Genomic DNA, 19472 nt, shown 5'->3' with positions numbered 1-19472 from the left:
GAAGAGTAGATAAGATAGGGATATAGAGGTAAAAGAGGTAAAAACTAACAAGCAATATTTTCAACATGGGGTGATATAAAAAAGGTCAGCAAATGCTGACCTTTTAACAATAACTTTCGGATGTGCGAAAGCGTATTATTTAGCGTTAAGACGCTCTTTAATACGAGCAGCCTTACCTGAACGCTCACGCAGGTAGTACAGTTTAGCTTGACGAACCGCACCACGACGTTTCACAGTGATGCTATCTACGACTGGAGAGTGAGTTTGGAATACACGCTCAACACCTTCGCCATTAGAAATTTTACGAACAGTGAATGCAGAGTGCAGACCGCGGTTACGAATAGCGATAACCACGCCCTCGAATGCCTGCAGACGTTTTTTAGAACCTTCAACAACCCATACTTTAACTTCTAAAGTGTCACCAGGACGGAATGAAGGAACATCTTGCTTCATCTGTTCTTGTTCGATTTGTTTAATAATATTGCTCATAATAACTCTCTTACCCTAGGTAAACTGATATTAATGACATCTTGTGTCAGACTTACTCTGCTGTTCCTGACAGATGTTCCTGTTGGAACTCTGTTAACAGCACTCTTTGCTCGTCAGTCAGAGCTAGGCTTTCCAGAAGCTCAGGTCTTCTTAGCCAGGTTCGACCCAGTGATTGCTTCATGCGCCAGCGATTAATATGAGCATGGTTGCCTGACAGTAAAACTGCCGGAACTTCCATACCATCTAAAACCTCTGGGCGAGTATAGTGAGGATGATCCAGTAAACCTTCAGCAAAAGAATCTTCTTTCGCAGAGGCTGCATGTCCGAGAACACCCGGTACAAAGCGCGCTACTGCATCTATCATTATCATGGCAGGTAATTCCCCACCACTTAATACGTAATCACCTACAGACCACTCTTCATCGATTTCAGTCTGAATGACACGCTCGTCTATACCTTCATACCGACCACAAACCAGAATTAACTTCTCATTTGTTGCCAGTTCACAAACTCCTTGTTGATCGAGTTTGCGTCCCTGAGGTGATAAATAAATCACCTTTGCTCCATCACCTGCCGCAGCTTTCGCTTGATGAATGGCTTCCCTTAAAGGTTGTACCATCATCAACATACCAGGACCACCGCCATAAGGACGATCATCAACGGTATTGTGTCTGTCGTATGTAAAATCTCGGGGATTCCAACATTCTACATTAAGCAGACCATGCTTCACTGCCCGACCAGTCACCCCGTACTCGGTTATAGAGCGGAACATTTCTGGAAATAGGCTAATTACCCCAATCCACATTTTTGTGTCCCACTATTGAGAACCGTTAACCGGAATAATCTAAAAACCAGGATCCCAATCAACGATAATTTTTTTCGCTGAGAGATCGACTTTCTTGATAACCTGCCCATCAAGAAACGGGATTAGCCGTTCCCCGGCACCGAACGCATCTTTCAGATTAGCTTTAATGACCATGACATCATTTGAGCCCGTTTCCATCATGTCAGTAACGACACCCAGATCGTAGCCTTTGTCAGTTTCTACATGGCAACCCATCAGATCTTTCCAGTAATATTCACCTTCAAGCTCTGGAAGTTGCGAAGCATTCACAACAATTTCAAAATTAGTCAGGATATTAGCCGCATCTCTGTCATCAATACCTTTTAGCTTGACGATAATATCTTGGTTGTGATGTTTCCAACTTTCAATTTCAATAGTTTCCCACTGTCCATGACGTTGAATAAACCACGGTTGATATTCAAAAATGTTTTCGGCGTGTTCGGTGGAGGAAAAAACTCTGAGCCAACCACGGATCCCGTAAGGTGAACCCAATTTACCCATTACAATAGGTTCTATAGGTTCTTTTAAGGTTTTTTGTTCGCTCATTGTTACCACCGCGACAGATTAAGCGCTTTTCTTCGCTGATTTGATCAGGCCAGCAACACGTTCTGAAACTGTTGCGCCTTGAGCAACCCAGTGTTCAACACGGTCTACGTCTAAACGTAATTCTTCTGCATTACCGGTTGCCAGTGGGTTATAAAAGCCTACACGCTCAATGAAACGACCATCACGTGCATTGCGGCTATCGGTTACTACTACTTGGTAAAACGGACGCTTTTTTGCGCCGCCACGAGCTAAACGAATTGTTACCATAACATCCTCATTAGTTAATAAAACAACCAGACGCCATCGAGGAACGGAGTCCGGTTGTCATATAAAAAGCCCGAAAATTTTACTCACTTTGGCGAAAAAAGCAATCCAAAGCACGTTTTTTTTCAGGCTTTTTGATTTTATCGGCCTGGGAATCCAGGTGGCATCATACCTTTCATGCTACGCATCATCTTAGCCATGCCACCTTTTTTCATTTTTTTCATCATACGTTGCATATCATCGAACTGTTTTAATAAACGGTTGACGTCTTGCACTTGTGTTCCTGAGCCCGCTGCAATACGGCGTTTTCTAGAACCTTTGATGATTTCTGGTTTTTGGCGTTCTTTTTTAGTCATGGAATTAATAATCGCTTCCATTTTCACTAAAATTGAATCATCCATTTGTGATTTTACTGCATCTGGCACCTGAGACATACCCGGCATTTTGCTTAACATACTCGCCATGCCGCCCATGTTCTTCATCTGCTTTAATTGATCTAAAAAATCATTTAGATCAAAACCATCACCTTTTTTAAGCTTTGTCGCTAGCTTTTCAGCTTGTGCTCTATCAACTTTGCTTTCAATGTCTTCAATTAAAGACAGAACATCACCCATGCCTAAAATACGAGAGGCAATACGATCTGGGTGGAAAGGCTCTAAGGCTTCTGTTTTTTCCCCAACACCGAGGAATTTAATTGGCTTACCCGTGATATGGCGAATAGATAATGCCGCACCACCACGCGCATCACCATCAACTTTGGTTAATACAACCCCTGTTAATGGCAATGCTTCATTGAATGCTTTTGCTGTATTTGCCGCATCTTGACCCGTCATGGCGTCAACAACAAACAGGGTTTCAACTGGATTAATGGCTTTATGGAGAAGTTGGATCTCTTCCATCATGCCTTCATCTACGTGTAAACGACCTGCTGTATCCACCAGCAATACATCATAGAATTGAAGTTGCGCATGTTTTAATGCATTACTTGCAATTGTAACTGGATTTTCTTGAACAGTTGAAGGGAAGAAATCAATGCCAACCGTTTCGGCTAACGTTTCAAGCTGTTTAATCGCTGCTGGGCGATAAACGTCAGCAGAAACAACAAGAACTTTTTTCTTCTTTTTCTCTTTTAAGAATTTACCTAGTTTTGCGACACTGGTTGTTTTACCGGCACCTTGCAAACCTGCCATTAACACAACAGCTGGCGGTTGCGCTGATAGATCAAGGTCAGTATTCACTTCCCCCATCGCATTGACGAGTTCATTTTGAACAATCTTCACAAACTCCTGACCCGGTGTCAGGCTTTTGTTAACTTCATGCCCTACTGCGCTCTCTTTGACGCGCGCAATAAAATCACGAACCACAGGTAAGGCAACGTCAGCTTCTAATAAAGCCATACGTACTTCACGCAGTGTCTCTTTAATGTTTTCTTCGGTCAGTCTTCCTCGACCGCTTATATTGCGCAATGTGCGCGATAGTCTGTCACTTAAATTCTCAAACATTATCTTAGCTCAGTGTTAAAGTTGGGCTTATCGGTCATGTATGCCACCGATTATATCACGATGACTCGCGGATCTCTGCATAGAGATTTAAGCTTAATGACTTCAATAGTTGGAGCCGTATGCTCCTAGCGCTATACTAGGAAGTTATTCAAACAATATATGTAAGCGAAACTATGCCCGTTATATCAATCTCTATCGTCGCTGTCTGCGCTTATTTACTCAGTCTGGTGCTGTTTTTGCCCGGTCTGTTACGAAAAGAGCAGAATGGATACCGCGGATTAGCTCTACTATTTGCGGTAGTTGCACTTATTGCACATGCCATTTCATTAAAATTTTTAATTTTCCGCCCCCACAGCGGACAAAATCTTTCACTCACCAATCTAGGTGCGATTGTGAGCCTGATGGTCTGCGTTATCATGACGATTGTGGCTTCTCGTGGCCGTGCATGGTTCTTGCTGCCTATTGTTTATTGTTTCGCAATAGTCAATCTTGTTATTGCAGCGCTGATGCCGGGTGAATTTGTTACACATCTTGAAAGTAGCACATCACTCTTTATTCATATTGGGCTGGCTTTATTAAGCTATGCCACACTGTTAATTGCCGCTCTATATGCTTTACAACTTAGTTGGCTCGACTATCAACTAAAAAATAAGAAACTAAAATTCTCACCTCAAATGCCACCATTAATGTCAATTGAGCGTAAAATGTTTCATATCACACAAGTAGGTGTCGTATTGCTGACACTGACCTTATGTACAGGTTTGGTGTATATGGATAATATTTTTGGTAAAGAAAATATCCATAAATCTATTTTCTCTATCATTGCTTGGTTTGTTTACATCATTTTATTATGGGGACATTTCCGAGAAGGATGGAGAGGAAAGAAAGTCATTATCTTTAATTTGATTGGCGCTATTATTTTGACATTAGCTTTTTTCGGTAATCGTTTATTACAAGAGTTAGTGCTTAATTAATTTTCTATTTTAGGGTAGCAAAAGGATCTCAATTTTGGAGCATGTGTCGACAACTACGCTCATTATCATACTTGTATGTATGATTATTGCCTCAGCTTATTTTTCTGGGACTGAAACCAGTATGATGACGATTAATCGTTATCGTCTTCGTCATGCTGCAAAACAAGGAAATCGCTCTGCAAAACGTGTGGAAAAATTATTACAACGTCCTGACAGATTGATTAGTTTAGTATTGATTGGCAATAATCTGATTAATATTGTTGCGTCTGCACTAGCTACCATTGTTGGTATGCGTTTATATGGTGATGCAGGTGTAGCAATAGCCACGGGTGTGCTGACCTTTATTATCCTTATTTTTGCTGAAGTGCTTCCAAAATCAATCGCGGCACTTTATCCAGAGCGCGTTGCTTATCCAAGTAGTGTTATTCTTTCTCCTTTGCAAAAAATGATGCTGCCTATTGTTTGGTTTTTTAATAAAATCACATTAATACTCATGCGTATTTTGGGTATCAAATCCCCAATAATACAGGGAAATGCAGTCTCAAAAGAAGAATTGAGAACTATCGTTAATGAATCTAAATCAAAGCTTTCGCAAAGAAATCAGAACATGTTGCTGTCGATTTTAGATTTAGAAAAAGTGACGATTGGCGATATTATGGTGCCAAGAAATGAGATTTTTGGTATCGACGTCAATGACGAATGGAAATCTATCGTAAGACAATTAACTCATTCTCCACACGGTCGAATTGTGCTTTATCGTGACACTCTCGACGATGCAATTGGTATGTTACGAGTACGAGAAGCTTATCGCTTAATGACAGAGAAAAAAGAATTTACTAAGCAAATTCTGATGAAAGCGGCCGATAAAATCTACTTTATTCCAGAAAGCACACCATTAAACCTACAACTCGTCAACTTCCAGCGTAATAATGAAAAAGCGGGTGTTGTGGTTGATGAATATGGTGAAATTCAAGGTTTAGTCACTGTTGAAGATATTCTTGAAGAGATTGTTGGTGACTTTACTACCTCGATGTCCCCATCTTTAGCTGAAGAAGTTATTCCACAAAAAGACGGTTCATTATTAGTCGATGGTACAACAAATATTCGAGATATCAATAAAGCTTTTGGTTGGCATTTACCTGAAGATGAAGCTCGAACGATCAACGGCGTCATTATTGAAGAGTTGGGAGACTTACCTGTTGTAGGTAATAAAATAAAAGTGAGTGACTACGAATTTGAAATACTTGAAGTTCAAGATAACGTCATTAAAAAGGCATTAATTCGCCACCTTTCAATCCCACATCATTAGTGAATACAAAATAAGCGCCTTCTAAGGCGCTTATTTCTTACTGTTTATCCTAGTTCAAATCGTAATTTGCTATTACGAAAATCAAACTCTCTGGCGGGTTTCATATAGAAAGGTTCTATCGCTTGCTCTTGTATTAGTTTTGCAGGTTTTAATTGTTGATAATCAGAATAGAAACCATGATTTTTGACCCACATAACTAAGTTTAATGCAGGCTGATAAGAATAATCAGCACCATACTCTTCACGCCGACAAATAAAACACGCAGTTTCTCCTTTATTCAAAGTAAGAGAAAGGGACTTGCGTGGAAAATTAGTAATAAGCGCCTCTTCACCGTTTATCGCTTCAATATTAAAATGATGAGGTGCTAAGCTACAAATATTTTCATATTTTAACTGTGAATTATCACCGCTATAACTGTTTGTTTTAATTTTATCTTGTTGAAAATACCAACGATATTGCTCTTCTTCTTTTTCTTTATAAAGATAATCACCACTTATTTTCATTATGGTGTTTGTTTGTGGTTTAGTGATTTTGGTAAATAATTCAGTATTGAGTTCGGATGATAGCAATAATAAATCAGGCTTGATAATAAGCTCTGGTTCACACTGAGAGCGTTTAACATACTTTTTGTGGACTCGTTCAAAGTAACGATATTCAAGTGCTTTAGAACGTCCTTGATAGAAAAAGGCATCTTTAGGAAATTGGGTACGCAATGTGCCTTTACCTACAAAATAAAATTCTCGAACAAAAAACTCTAACACTAATTTAGGTGATGAGAATTTGCGATTTTCCATAACAGAAGTGTACTCCGTGTATTAAGCATAAATTTAATCCATTACTGTGCTAACAATATAAGAAGATAAGAAAATAAAACAATGGAGTAGAGAAAAGAAAAATAATAAAGGAGATAAAAATAAAAAAGAGACAATAAATCAGGATGCGAATTTCTTGATCTATTGTCCCCTAATTTTATGAAGTGACAGTGACTTAAATATGTAGCTCTTTTAAAGTCTCTTCAGGTAATGCTAATTCATCGTTATGATTAATGCCAATACTATGAGATAAAATATCTCGTGCAATATCTTGTGCTTCTGTCAGTGAGTGCATTTCATAGGTACCACATTGGTACACATTCAGTTCTGGGATATGGTTTTGATCTTTTACTTTCAAAACATCTTCCATTGCCGCTTTCCATGCATTAGCTACACGTTGCTCTTCAGGTTGTCCAATTAAGCTCATGTAGAAGCCTGTACGGCATCCCATTGGGGAAATATCAATTATCTCAACACCATCACCATTAAGATGGTTACGCATAAATCCAGCGAACAGATGCTCTAGAGTATGAATTCCTTTCTCAGGCATGGCTTTTTTATTTGGCACAGTAAAACGTAAATCAAATACCGTGATGGTATCACCTGATGGCGTTTTCATTGTTTTAGCAACGCGTACAGCAGGTGCTGACATACGTGTATGGTCAACAGTAAAGCTATCCAATAAAGGCATAAAAAACCTCCTAAGAAAAATTTAAATATTTTTAAGAAAAAATGAAACTTTCTGCAAGTAGCCTGGTCTTAGTAATGAATACGCGCAAATTGTTATCATCCCTATTTCTCTATAGAATTTTTTAGCCACACAAATCTTAGTGTGGCTTTTTTCTATCTAAGTTTAGGAAGCCACGTTATCGGTGTTTGTCCCCGCATGGATCTTCAAATACTCATCAAAAGAAATGGTATCACTCTTTTCTAACTCTTCTTGACGTTTTATGGATGAAATTCTCTCATGATCAAAAGCTTCATCGGTTAACGTTTCATAAGGTGTTTTAATTAATTCTTGGTAATATTCTTCAGCTAAAGACAAGCCGAAACCACCAATGCCTTGCGTTTTAATTTTATCTAAAAGTCTGCCAGAGAAAGTTAATTCAGGATTATCAAACATTTCTTCTAACTTAACGCAAACTTCCATATATTTAGTGCCTGAACAGCAATCAAGAACATTAGCAACACGTTCTAAATCAGCAAATAAGGCTTTACCCACTTGAGCTAATGGCTCTTTTCTTTCACCACAACCCATTCCAATAACTTGACCTGGCTTACGTCCTTCTAGAATAACGTTATTCCAATTTGAACGGCAGCACGCTAATTCAGAGGCGCTCATTTCTGGAGCATCAGCTAATACACACCAGATCAAGAATAAATCAAGGAAGCGAATTTGAGTTTCGTCAACGCCAATTGGCGTAAATGGATTGATATCAAGTGAACGAACTTCGATATATTCAATACCACCACGTAATAACGCATCAGAAGGTGATTCATCCCCCTTAACCACGCGTTTAGGACGAATAGGCGCATAGAGTTCATTTTCAATCTGCAACACATTGGTGTTTAACTGAATATATTCACCGTTTTTCTTAACACCTAATTTAGCAAACTCTTCAGAAGGCTTATGAATCGCTTTTTTCAGCCCTTTGACATACGTTTCAAGATGATTAAAGGTGATATCTAAATCGCTTTGAGATTTATTGGTATACCCTAAATCACTTAAACGTAATGAAGTTGCATAAGGTAAATACTTCGCCCCTTTAGGAGTACTTTCAAATGGTAGATTTGTTTCTCTTCCTTTTAAGAAAGATCCACAAATTGCCGGTGATGCACCAAAGAAGAATGGAATGATCCAGCCAAAGCGATAATAGTTACGAATAAGACGTAAGTAACCATCAGAAATCGCCTCTTTCCCACTCTCTTCATCTTTTACATTTGCCCATGCTTGCCAAAATTCGATAGGCAGTGAGAAGTTGTAATGCACACCTGAAATAGTTTGCATTAACGCGCCATAACGATTTTTAAGCCCTTCACGATAGAGTGTTTTAAAACGCCCAACATTAGATGTACCAAATTGAGCCAAGGTAATCTTATCTTCGGCTTCAATAAAGCAAGGCATACTCATAGGCCACATACGTTCATTATCTAAGTGACGTGCTGTATAGCGATGTAAATCACCTAAAAAATGCAAGGTATGTGCAATGTTGTCATCAACAGGTGTAATAAACTCTAATAGAGACTCAGCAAAATCAGTTGTGATCCATTTATGAGTTAATGATTTACCTAATGAAATAGGATGCTCTGTTGATGCTAAATTGCCTTCTGGCGTAACTCTTAAAGTTTCACGCTCTATACCACGGTGGATGCCACATAAAACTTTAGGGTGTGCTTCCAACCAAGAAAGCGCTTTTGATACGTCCGGGATCAAAGGTGACCTCCCGCGTTGATTGATGTTAGTAAATAGATAGGAGTTACTTTATCGCAAAGTCACTAAATTGTCGCTGATTAGATGATGTTAGCATTGTTAGTTGGTGCTAAACAAAGACGTTATATTATGAAAAATAATAGAATGGTAGAAAGCAAAAAGCCCCGCAATAAGCGAGGCTTTTAAGATGGTGCATCCTGGAGGATTCGAACCTCCGACCGCTCGGTTCGTAGCCGAGTACTCTATCCAGCTGAGCTAAGGATGCAGGTCTGACGTTTTTGCTAGAAACAATAAACTAAAGATATCTAATAAAAGATGGTGCATCCTGGAGGATTCGAACCTCCGACCGCTCGGTTCGTAGCCGAGTACTCTATCCAGCTGAGCTAAGGATGCATCGTAGTTACTTTTCTAGCTGCTCATATTGCAATTAGCAATCTGAGTAATGAGATGGTGCATCCTGGAGGATTCGAACCTCCGACCGCTCGGTTCGTAGCCGAGTACTCTATCCAGCTGAGCTAAGGATGCGCCGTTTTAATACTTTACGCTTTTAATGCAAATTATTCACCATTTGCACCAAAATAAAAACCCCATACATTAATCATGGGGTTGGAATATGGTGCATCCTGGAGGATTCGAACCTCCGACCGCTCGGTTCGTAGCCGAGTACTCTATCCAGCTGAGCTAAGGATGCAAATCTAAATGGCGGTGAGAGAGGGATTCGAACCCTCGATGCAGCTTTTGACCGCATACTCCCTTAGCAGGGGAGCGCCTTCAGCCTCTCGGCCATCTCACCATATTTAGAACCACTCGAAGAAGTTCTTACTGAACATCTCGTCTCTGTGTGGCGCACATATTACTTTCTCAGCCTAAGAAGTCAAACAATTTTTCTCAACTTTTTACGAATATACGTTTGTTTGAACACTTCACAAACAAACTGATGCGTTTATCATCAAGATTGGCTAAAAAAGTTCTAAACACAATGATATCTCTGATGAAAAATCATTCAAGTATTTTATTCTCTTAGTAAATAAATTCATTCACACATCAAATAATTGTGAAGCGAATGATTAGAGGTAAAAAGACTTTCAATTCTGTCAATCAGAATAAACGGATAGTGTAATAATAAATACAGTTCAAGGAGAGCGAAGATAGGAACAAAGAAAGGAATCAAAAGTCTTATAAAGAGAAAAGCGCCCAAACCCGGCAAAAGTGTGGACGCTTACGAATGAATTGTAACTGACTAAAAAATGGGAATTGATTTAGTAGTTATCAGTAGGCTGAGTTTTCTCGGCCTGAATTCGTTGATAGATCTCTTCACGATGGACTGATACTTCTTTGGGTGCGTTTACGCCAATCCGTACCTGATTACCTTTAACCCCTAAAACGGTTACGGTCACATCATCGCCTATCATAAGCGTTTCACCAACTCGACGAGTTAGAATAAGCATTCTTTGCTCCTTGAAAATTTACAAGAGTCGGGTCTCTAGAATTTCCCGGCCATTATCCATCATACATTGTCAATTCGTATAATCATTATTTATCACAAGTAACTCATACTTCATAACAAAATATAAATTTAGTGATTGATTATTTAACGGATTATCAATATCTCTATAAGGCGTTATCCCGATACAAACAGGGATAGCGCCTTTTTTCAGGTTGCTATCGCTTACAGATGCGATTCAACCCACTCGTCAACACTTGCCAAAGCAGCAGGTAAGGCTTCAACGTCAGTACCACCAGCTTGAGCCATATCAGGGCGACCGCCACCTTTACCGCCAATTTGCTGTGCTACAAAACTAATTAGCTCACCCGCTTTAACTTTAGCAGTTAAATCTTTAGTGACCCCAACAATTAAGCTCACTTTACCATCAGAAATAGTAGAAAGCACAATAATTGCAGAACCTAATTGATTTTTTAAATCATCAACCATTGTTCTTAACATTTTCGGCTCAACACCATTAAGCTCACGAACTAAAAGTTTGATACCTTTCACGTTTTTAGCTTGGCTACCTAAAGAGGAACTCTCTTGGGCAGCTTGCTGATCTTTTAGTTGTTGGAGTTCTTTTTCTAATAAACGATGTTTTTCTTGGACTGTTTTGATTCTTTCGACCAAGTTTGTACCATCACTTTTTAGAACTTGTGCAACAAGAGAGATAAGATCTGATTGTTCATGAATACTCTCAATTGCTGCAATGCCCGTAATCGCCTCAATACGACGAATACCAGCCGCAGTACCTGACTCACTGACAATGCGGAATAAACCAATATCACCCGTTCTAGAAGCGTGAGTACCACCGCAAAGCTCAGTAGAGAAGTCACCCATGGTTAAAACACGAACGCGTTCGTCGTATTTTTCACCAAAGAGTGCCATCGCACCTTTTTCTTTCGCATCTTCAAGATCCATTAACTCAGTAACAACAGGTGAGTTAAGACGAATTTGCGCATTTACAATATCTTCAATTTCTCGTAATTGTTCTGGTTTAACAGCTTCAAAATGAGAAAAGTCAAAACGCAGATATTTATCGTTAACTAAAGAACCTTTTTGCGTGACATGCGTGCCCAGAACTTGGCGCAATGCAGCGTGCAATAAGTGCGTCGCAGAGTGATTTAAACGAATAGCGTCACGACGAGCAGTATCAATGGCTGCATTGATTTTATGGTTAACAATAAATGACCCTACGTTAACTTTACCAATATGACCAATAGCTTTACCGTATTTTTGCGTATCTGTGACTTCAAACAGGCTATCTTTACCTGTTAGAACACCTTTATCACCAACTTGACCACCAGACTCTGCATAAAATGCGGTTTTATTTAAGAAGATAATACCTTCTTCACCTGCTTTTAATTCAGTGACTGATTGTCCGTTATGGAAAATAGCGGTAATTGTGCCCTGCTGTTCATCATGCTCATAACCAGAAAACTCACTGCGGCTATCCACTTTGATTAAACTATTATAGTCAGTACCGAAACCGCTGGATTCACGAGCGCGTTTACGTTGCTCTTCCATCGCGACTTCAAAGCCTTTTTCATCAACTTTGATATTTCTTTCACGACAAACATCGGCAGTTAAATCAAGAGGGAAACCATAAGTATCATAAAGACGGAAAGCGGTTTCACCTGGAAGAACGTCATCTGTTAATTGAGCAAGCTCTTCATCTAATAATTGCAGACCGCGTTCTAACGTGCGAGCAAACTGCTCTTCTTCCGTTTTTAATACTTTTTCAACGATATCTTGTTGGCGTTTTAATTCTTCACCCGCTTCTGCCATAACTTCAATTAATGGAGCTACTAACTTATAGAAGAAGGTATCTTTAGCGCCAAGCATATAACCATGACGTACTGCACGACGAATAATACGACGCAGAACATAGCCACGGCCTTCATTAGAAGGGATAACGCCATCACAAATAAGGAATGAACAAGAACGAATATGGTCGGCAATAACACGTAATGATTTATTTTCTAAATCAGTTGCATTAGTCACTTGTGCAACTGATTTAATTAAAGAACGGAATAAATCAATGTCATAGTTAGAGTTTACATGCTGTAAAACAGCGGTAATACGCTCTAATCCCATTCCTGTATCAACCGATGGTTTTGGCAATGGATCCATTGTGCCGTCTGATTGACGGTTAAATTGCATGAAAACGATGTTCCAGATCTCAATATAGCGATCGCCGTCTTCTTCTGGTGAGCCTGGAGGTCCGCCCCAAATGTGGTCACCATGATCATAAAATATTTCAGTGCAAGGTCCACAAGGACCTGTATCACCCATTTGCCAGAAGTTATCTGATGCAAATGGTGCGCCTTTGTTATCACCAATGCGGATTATTCTTTCTGCTGGAATACCAATTTCTTTATTCCAAATATCATAAGCTTCATCATCTGTGGCATATACCGTTACCCAAAGTCTTTCTTTAGGTAAGTTGAACCACTCTTTGCCTGTTAATAATTCCCAAGCAAAATTGATTGCATCATGTTTGAAATAGTCACCAAAACTGAAATTACCTAGCATTTCAAAAAAGGTATGGTGACGAGCGGTATAACCCACATTTTCTAAATCGTTATGTTTACCACCAGCACGCACACAGCGTTGCGCGGTTGTCGCTCGGGAATAAGGTCTATTATCCAATCCAAGAAATACATCTTTGAATTGGTTCATCCCTGCGTTTGTAAACAGCAATGTTGGATCGTTATTTGGAACCAAAGAACTGCTAGGTACTATTTGATGTCCTTTAGTATGAAAAAAGTCGAGAAACGCCTGACGGATCTCAGCGGTGCTTTTGCTCATAATTATCCCGAAATCAAGCTGGAAAAACAGAAATTAGAAATCTAGTTAGAGGAGGTTTATTGTTACCTCTACTTAGCCAACGAATACATAAGTAGGGATAAGATAGAATTTCTTCTGTCAGAAGTAAAACCCCCGATAAACTTATTCGTGTTGACATTGTAAATCGTCTAGTTTTTTTCTGAAAGTGGGATTGTTATCTGAGAATGGGACTTTTCTCTCTTTAAGAGCAATTATCTTGGGAAATGTTAGCAACTTAAAGTATTTTCATTTTGTAATTATTAAAAAGTATTTGCTATTACTGTTTTTTTGTGGAGTTACTCTTTATACGTTTATTTTCTCTGGATAATCTCTTTTTCTTATTGCAATTAGTAATAAACACATAGATGTTATTACTTAAATAAAATATTAATAGCGCGATAACTTACTAAAATAAAAGCACTTATCCGTATAAAATTCATCTTGCACCTCAACAAACCTTTAAATGCAATTTAAATTAGATCCAAATATATTGAAGATATTTATCTTTATATGTCAATTATTTATTATCTGATGCAACTAGACTATCGTAATGATTCTTATTTAGATTATTTATTAACAAGGATATATCACCAAAATTTCACTATATAAAACTTCATACAACTATAGAAAATAGGTTAGTAAAAAATATCGTTATATTAAGTAAAGTAGTGTTAAAGGCTATTTTTTAGAAAAAGAAAACAAAATAAGACTGATTTTAGCTCTCTTTTGAATAAAAAATACGACATATAGCAAAAAGGAAGCCATTTTATAGCTTCCTTTTCTAAGTGAGTTAAATCACATTAATTGACTAGTGATTTACAACTACGATAATCGTAATATGTTTTAATACACATTCAATTTAGTCATTTAGACATTGGCAGAAAAATTATTCTTCTGTCTCTTCAATGTCTGCAGCATTATCACTATCGTTAGTAAAATCGGCTGCGCTAGTAAATTCGCCCGCATGATTTAATAACATTTCACGTAGTTTAGTGTTTAGCTCATCATACATTTCAGGGTGTTCTTTCAGGTAAGTTGTTGCATTGGCTTTACCTTGACCAATTTTCTCACCATTGTAGCTGTACCATGCGCCAGCTTTCTCTACCAATTTATGTTTAACGCCTAAATCAATCAGTTCGCCAAAGGTATTAATACCTTCGCCATACATAATTTGGAATTCAGCTTGTTTAAATGGTGCTGCAATCTTGTTTTTCACCACTTTAACGCGTGTTTCACTACCAACAACTTCATCACCGTTTTTAACAGAACCGATACGACGAATATCTAAACGAACAGATGCGTAGAATTTAAGTGCATTACCACCTGTTGTTGTTTCTGGGTTACCAAACATAACACCGATTTTCATACGAATTTGGTTGATGAAAATAAGCAATGTGTTGGAGTTTTTCAGGTTACCCGCTAATTTACGCATAGCTTGGCTCATCATACGAGCGGCTAAGCCAACGTGTGAATCACCAATTTCACCTTCAATTTCTGCTTTTGGTGTTAAGGCAGCAACGGAGTCAACAACGATAACATCAACAGCACCAGAACGAGATAATGCATCACAAATCTCTAAAGCTTGCTCACCTGTATCAGGCTGAGAACACAGCAGATTATCAATATCTACGCCTAGTTTTTTAGCGTAGATAGGATCTAAAGCGTGCTCAGCATCGATAAATGCACAAATTTTGCCTTCACGTTGAGCCGCTGCGATAACTTGTAGTGTTAACGTTGTTTTACCTGAAGATTCTGGGCCATAGATTTCAACAATACGACCGCGTGGTAAACCACCAGCACCTAAAGCAACGTCTAATGATAAAGAACCTGTAGAGATGGTTTCAACGTTCATGGAACGATCTTCGCCCAGACGCATGATAGACCCTTTACCAAATTGCTTTTCAATTTGACCAAGTGCTGCGGCCAATGCTTTTTGTTTGTTTTCATCAATAGCCATGTTATCTCCCTCTGGGCAGTGAAGCATAAAGATGGGTCACTACCATTAAAACGTATATGATTTTGCTTGTTGAAACTCATTATACTGTATAATCATACAGTATCAAGTTAATTATTAATAATTTCTTTAAGGATTGATTTTAAAGAAAAAATAACAGATTCAGCTCTTACTTGCTCTCGTGAACCACTGAATATACAGTGTTTTGCCGTAGTTTGAATACCTGTTGGTGTTTTCATTGCAAAGCCAAACCAAACTAAACCAACGGGTTTTTCTTCGCTACCACCACCAGGGCCTGCAATACCGCTAACAGACACTGCAAAATCTGCATTAGCTGTTATCAGTGCCCCTTTAGCCATTTGAAGAACAACTTCCTCACTCACCGCGCCGTATTTAAGCAAAGTTTGTTCATCAACACCTATCATTTCATGCTTTGCTTCATTGCTATATGTTACAAAGCCACGGTGATAATATTCAGAACTTCCGGCAATATCAGTAATAACTTTCGCAATCCATCCACCAGTGCAAGATTCAGCGGTTGTTATCGTGCTCTTCTTTTCAAGTAACACTTTACCCACCTCAATACTTAGGTGGGTCATTTCATCGTAATTTATCATTAAGGTTCATCTAACCTCTATTCTAAATCTCACTGTTTAAGATTTCTTTCTGGTGCAATCCCATAACCATAGACCACCAATTGCGAGGGCAAAAATAGCACCAAACCCAATTCCGATAGCAACGACAGAGACACCAATGCTTGTTACCAGTGAGAACAATCCAAGCATTAATAGCATTGCCGTATTTTCACCTAAGTTTTGTACAGCAATAGCATTACCAGCACCTACACTGTGCTTTCCTTTGTCTTGTAATAGCGCATTCAATGGCACGACAAAGAAACCACCAAAAACACCGATGATGATAAGAATTAGGTAAGATGGAATAATTGAGGTTTGCAATGAAAAGTAAACAACACCAAGACCAATTAAAATACCAGCAGGCATACAGCGGCGTACTGTTTTCAGTGTCACAAATTTAGCGGCTAATCCAGCACCGACTACAATACCAATGGCAACCATCGCATTTAATATAGTCGGTGTCGTATTATCAGTCATACCTAGAGCAATAGGTACCCACTGAACAAGTAAAAAACGCAATGTGACTCCAGCGCCCCAAAACATGCTGGTTCCCACTAAAGAAAAACGGCTTTCTTTATCAGTCCATAAGGTGCGCGTTGCCTCAAGAAATTGAGTGAACATTCTTTTAATGTTCCAACCTCGCCCGATTTGAGCCGCTGATAATTTTGGTATACCAAAGTTAACAAATACCGCTAAAGCATACATTGCAGCGCAAACACCTAATGCAAAAACAATGCTCCAATCTGAGAGCAAACCACCAATCACTGAACCTAATAAAATAGCAGCAATCGTTGATGCTTCCATTAAACCATTAGCTTTTACTAAACGTTCACCATCTGTTAATTCACCTAAAATGCCATATTTAGCAGGAGAATAAACAGCAGCACCAATTCCCACTAAGGCATAACCAAGGAAAGGATCTGAGCCGACACAGATAAGAAATGCGCCTACAAATTTTAAAAGATTCCCACTGAGCATTACCCTACCCTTAGGATTACGATCAGCAAACTGCCCAACAAAAGGTGCTAAAAGAATAAAAGCCAGCACAAATACCATTTGTAAAACAGGTTGGCTCCACTCAGGGTAAAGCGCCGATTTAAACTGAGCGAGGATCGCAAACAATAATGCATTGTCAGCAAAAGCGGAAAGGAATTGCGATATCAATACCGCTTTCATTCCTCTACTCATTAAAGGAGGCTGACTAATATTCTCTGACATTAATTATTTTCCTGTTCAGCAAGTTTTTTCAATGAGACAAAATCCGTTTTCCCACTTCCTAAAACAGGAATTTCTTTGATAAAACGAATATCCTTTGGTACAGCAATTTCAGCAACACCTTCCGATTTTGCCAATGCTGATAGCGTACTACGATCTAATTGCTTATCGGTTGTGAACAGAACTAATGATTCGCCTCTACGTTTATCACTTATTGTCACAACAGCGTGTTCACCTTTAGAGGCTTTACGTGCAAGTTGCTCAACACCTTCAAGAGAAACCATTTCACCCGCAATTTTTGCAAAACGTTTTACGCGCCCTTTAATAGTACAAAAACCTTCGCTATCAATAGCAACAATATCACCAGTGTCGTACCAACCTTCTTCGTCAATACCGTCAGCATTGGTTGCGACAGGGACTTCCAATTTTTCAGGTGATTCTACACGTAAATATCCCATCATTACGTTAGGACCACGAAGTTGTAATCTACCGCCTTCGGTAATACCACTCATTGGAATTAAACGCCCTTCCATACCCGGCAATAAGCGCCCTACTGTATGAGCTTTGGCACTCATAGGTACGTTGATTGACACAACAGGTGCACATTCTGTCACGCCATAACCTTCTAAAATACGAATACCGAATTTCTCTTGCCATAAAACACGCGTTGATTCAGAGAGCTTTTCAGCCCCAGCAACCACATATCTAACTCTGGCAAAATCATAAGGATGGGCAAACTTTCCGTAGTTTCCTAAAAAGGTTGATGTACCAAATAACACCGTACAGTTTTGGTCATAGACTAATTCAGGTACAACTCGATAGTGTAACGGACTTGGATAAAGAAAAACGCGTGCGCCCAAGCAAATTGGAGTTAGCAAGCAAGCAGTTAAACCAAATGCATGGAATAACGGCAATGCTGACATAAATTTGTCTTTCGGGGAAAAATCAGCAATAGCACGAATTTGATCAACGTTAGCCAATAAACTTGAATGGCTGTGAACAACACCTTTAGGCGTACCTTCAGAGCCTGATGTAAATAGAATAACGGCTGCATCATGTGCATCTTGCGGTAACATCGCTTTTTGAGGCGTAATAAGATGTTTAATTACCCAACGTTTATCTTCACTGGTGATCGTATCTTTTAGATCTTCAAGATAAATCCAGTTAGCTTCTGGAGTTTGCTCAGGAATATGTAATAAATTCCCTTTTTCTAGAAACTGGCGTGATGTAAAGATGGTTTTGATTGATGCGGCTTTCATCGCATTTTGTACACCTAAACTACCTGCTGTGTAGTTTAGCATTGCCACAACACGTTGACGCATTGTTGCACCTAATAGTGCAGCGGCAGTTACTGTTGTATTTGGAAGCAATAAGCCTATACGCTCTTTAGGTTCAGTGTAGCGCTCAATCAATCGACTGATCCCTAACGTTTTTTTCAGTAATCCTTGATAAGAATCTTCTTTTAGGTTGATATCAGAAATTAGCGGGCTAAATCGACCATATTGAGACATTGCCTGTAAAAATGCTTCATACAGCGTGATATTAGGACGTGTTTGCATGATGGCTTCCATCATGATGTCACGCATGGCTTCACCCGCTAATCGGCGACGCTCAGAAGATTTTTCAGCTTTTGGCATCGGTAAATCAACAGCAGGAAGCACCTTGATGGTGATTTTAGGAAAGAATTGAGACTTTACTCGTAAGCTTTTACGTACTCGTGAAAAATAGCTGAATTCAGCCCCTTCAATTCTAACAGGAACAACTTTAGCGCCTGATTTTGCAGCAATAAAAGCAGCACCTTCATAAATTTTCATTAAACCATTTGTTACAGTGATCCTTCCTTCTGGGAAAATCACAACCGGACGACCTTTATCCACTTCTTTAACTAACTGACGCACGGCCATTGGGTTAGCGGGATCTAAAGGTACGATATCGGCATAACGACCTAACCATCTTGTCGTTTTTGCAGAAGCAACAGAGGTATAAACAGCAAATACAGGATTAATAGGCAGGAATAAACGTAATAATATACCGTCAATAAAAGAAGTGTGATTTGGTGTAATTATACATTTTTCATATTGTGAAAACTGATTAACAAGTCCTTCAATTCTTATTCTAAATAAGAATTTAAATAGTGTTTTAAAAAACGCTATCAACATCATATCCATATCTCATTTTGCTA

General features: G+C 39.0%; 16 protein-coding genes and 5 tRNA genes. 2 read left to right on the top strand and 19 right to left on the bottom strand.

From position 1 onward, the window contains the following. Nucleotides 1-135 precede the first annotated feature (135 nt). From rplS to ffh, 5 genes are all read right to left on the bottom strand, one after another. Complete coding sequence (gene rplS, locus F1325_RS04675; protein WP_023580978.1) at nucleotides 136-489, bottom strand: 50S ribosomal protein L19; 354 nt, start codon at nucleotides 487-489, stop codon at nucleotides 136-138. Nucleotides 490-541: 52 nt separating this feature from the next. Further along, nucleotides 542-1294 (bottom strand): tRNA (guanosine(37)-N1)-methyltransferase TrmD, encoded by a 753-nt coding sequence (trmD, locus tag F1325_RS04670; protein ID WP_109374397.1) that lies wholly within the window; start codon nucleotides 1292-1294, stop codon nucleotides 542-544. Nucleotides 1295-1333: 39 nt separating this feature from the next. Further along, on the bottom strand, nucleotides 1334-1879 hold the full coding sequence (gene rimM, locus F1325_RS04665) for a ribosome maturation factor RimM (protein ID WP_109374398.1): 546 nt from the start codon (nucleotides 1877-1879) through the stop codon (nucleotides 1334-1336). Nucleotides 1880-1897: 18 nt separating this feature from the next. Continuing rightward, nucleotides 1898-2146 carry a 30S ribosomal protein S16 gene (gene rpsP / locus F1325_RS04660; RefSeq protein WP_004244772.1) on the bottom strand — a complete coding sequence of 83 codons (249 nt, stop codon included), beginning with the start codon at nucleotides 2144-2146 and terminating at the stop codon, nucleotides 1898-1900. A 137-nt stretch (nucleotides 2147-2283) separates the two neighbouring features. Beyond that, nucleotides 2284-3645, bottom strand: coding sequence for a signal recognition particle protein (ffh, locus tag F1325_RS04655; protein ID WP_023580979.1), 1362 nt, complete (start codon nucleotides 3643-3645; stop codon nucleotides 2284-2286). 173 nt (nucleotides 3646-3818) lie between these two features. On the opposite strand from ffh, the gene F1325_RS04650 reads away from it, so the two are divergent. Both F1325_RS04650 and F1325_RS04645 read left to right on the top strand, forming a co-directional pair. After that, nucleotides 3819-4619 carry a cytochrome C assembly family protein gene (locus F1325_RS04650; protein WP_109374399.1) on the top strand — a complete coding sequence of 267 codons (801 nt, stop codon included), beginning with the start codon at nucleotides 3819-3821 and terminating at the stop codon, nucleotides 4617-4619. Nucleotides 4620-4653: 34 nt separating this feature from the next. Further along, nucleotides 4654-5928 (top strand): CNNM domain-containing protein, encoded by a 1275-nt coding sequence (locus F1325_RS04645; RefSeq protein WP_109374400.1) that lies wholly within the window; start codon nucleotides 4654-4656, stop codon nucleotides 5926-5928. Between the two features lie 44 nt (nucleotides 5929-5972). Here the strand turns inward: F1325_RS04645 and F1325_RS04640 are convergent, their stop codons facing one another. The 14 genes from F1325_RS04640 to aas form a co-directional block, all read right to left on the bottom strand. Next, entirely contained in the window at nucleotides 5973-6722 is a 750-nt protein-coding gene (locus F1325_RS04640) for a hypothetical protein (protein WP_160230053.1), read from the bottom strand. 193 nt (nucleotides 6723-6915) lie between these two features. Then, a complete protein-coding gene (gene luxS / locus F1325_RS04635; RefSeq protein ID WP_109374402.1) occupies nucleotides 6916-7431 on the bottom strand; it encodes an S-ribosylhomocysteine lyase in 516 nt (171 codons plus the stop codon). A gap of 162 nt (nucleotides 7432-7593) precedes the next feature. Further along, nucleotides 7594-9174: a glutamate--cysteine ligase gene (gshA, locus tag F1325_RS04630; RefSeq protein WP_109374403.1), complete on the bottom strand. Its 1581-nt coding sequence runs from the start codon at nucleotides 9172-9174 to the stop codon at nucleotides 7594-7596. Nucleotides 9175-9359: 185 nt separating this feature from the next. Next, nucleotides 9360-9436, bottom strand: a tRNA-Arg gene (locus tag F1325_RS04625). A gap of 51 nt (nucleotides 9437-9487) precedes the next feature. Further along, nucleotides 9488-9564: transfer RNA gene (locus tag F1325_RS04620), tRNA-Arg, on the bottom strand. Nucleotides 9565-9619: 55 nt separating this feature from the next. After that, a tRNA-Arg gene (locus tag F1325_RS04615) sits at nucleotides 9620-9696 on the bottom strand. 89 nt (nucleotides 9697-9785) lie between these two features. Continuing rightward, a tRNA-Arg gene (locus F1325_RS04610) sits at nucleotides 9786-9862 on the bottom strand. Nucleotides 9863-9871: 9 nt separating this feature from the next. Beyond that, nucleotides 9872-9964: transfer RNA gene (locus F1325_RS04605), tRNA-Ser, on the bottom strand. A gap of 466 nt (nucleotides 9965-10430) precedes the next feature. After that, nucleotides 10431-10619 (bottom strand): carbon storage regulator CsrA, encoded by a 189-nt coding sequence (gene csrA / locus F1325_RS04600; RefSeq protein ID WP_004244778.1) that lies wholly within the window; start codon nucleotides 10617-10619, stop codon nucleotides 10431-10433. Nucleotides 10620-10840: 221 nt separating this feature from the next. Further along, nucleotides 10841-13468 carry an alanine--tRNA ligase gene (gene alaS / locus F1325_RS04595; RefSeq protein WP_109373933.1) on the bottom strand — a complete coding sequence of 876 codons (2628 nt, stop codon included), beginning with the start codon at nucleotides 13466-13468 and terminating at the stop codon, nucleotides 10841-10843. A 904-nt stretch (nucleotides 13469-14372) separates the two neighbouring features. Beyond that, nucleotides 14373-15443, bottom strand: a complete 1071-nt coding sequence (gene recA / locus F1325_RS04590; RefSeq protein WP_099075159.1) for a recombinase RecA — start codon at nucleotides 15441-15443, stop codon at nucleotides 14373-14375. A gap of 107 nt (nucleotides 15444-15550) precedes the next feature. Continuing rightward, nucleotides 15551-16057, bottom strand: a complete 507-nt coding sequence (gene pncC, locus F1325_RS04585) for a nicotinamide-nucleotide amidase (protein ID WP_160230052.1) — start codon at nucleotides 16055-16057, stop codon at nucleotides 15551-15553. Nucleotides 16058-16093: 36 nt separating this feature from the next. After that, nucleotides 16094-17293: a lysophospholipid transporter LplT gene (gene lplT, locus F1325_RS04580; RefSeq protein WP_160230051.1), complete on the bottom strand. Its 1200-nt coding sequence runs from the start codon at nucleotides 17291-17293 to the stop codon at nucleotides 16094-16096. Continuing rightward, the gene (aas, locus tag F1325_RS04575) at nucleotides 17293-19452 is read right to left on the bottom strand and encodes a bifunctional acyl-ACP--phospholipid O-acyltransferase/long-chain-fatty-acid--ACP ligase (protein ID WP_160230050.1); all 2160 of its coding nucleotides are present in this window, start codon (nucleotides 19450-19452) and stop codon (nucleotides 17293-17295) included. Before aas ends, lplT begins: the two co-directional genes overlap by 1 nt. Nucleotides 19453-19472: the final 20 nt, after the last annotated feature.

This window comes from Proteus columbae (assembly GCF_009914335.1).
Lineage (GTDB): Bacteria > Pseudomonadota > Gammaproteobacteria > Enterobacterales > Enterobacteriaceae > Proteus.
This window is presented reverse-complemented; position numbering and strand designations above follow the sequence as displayed.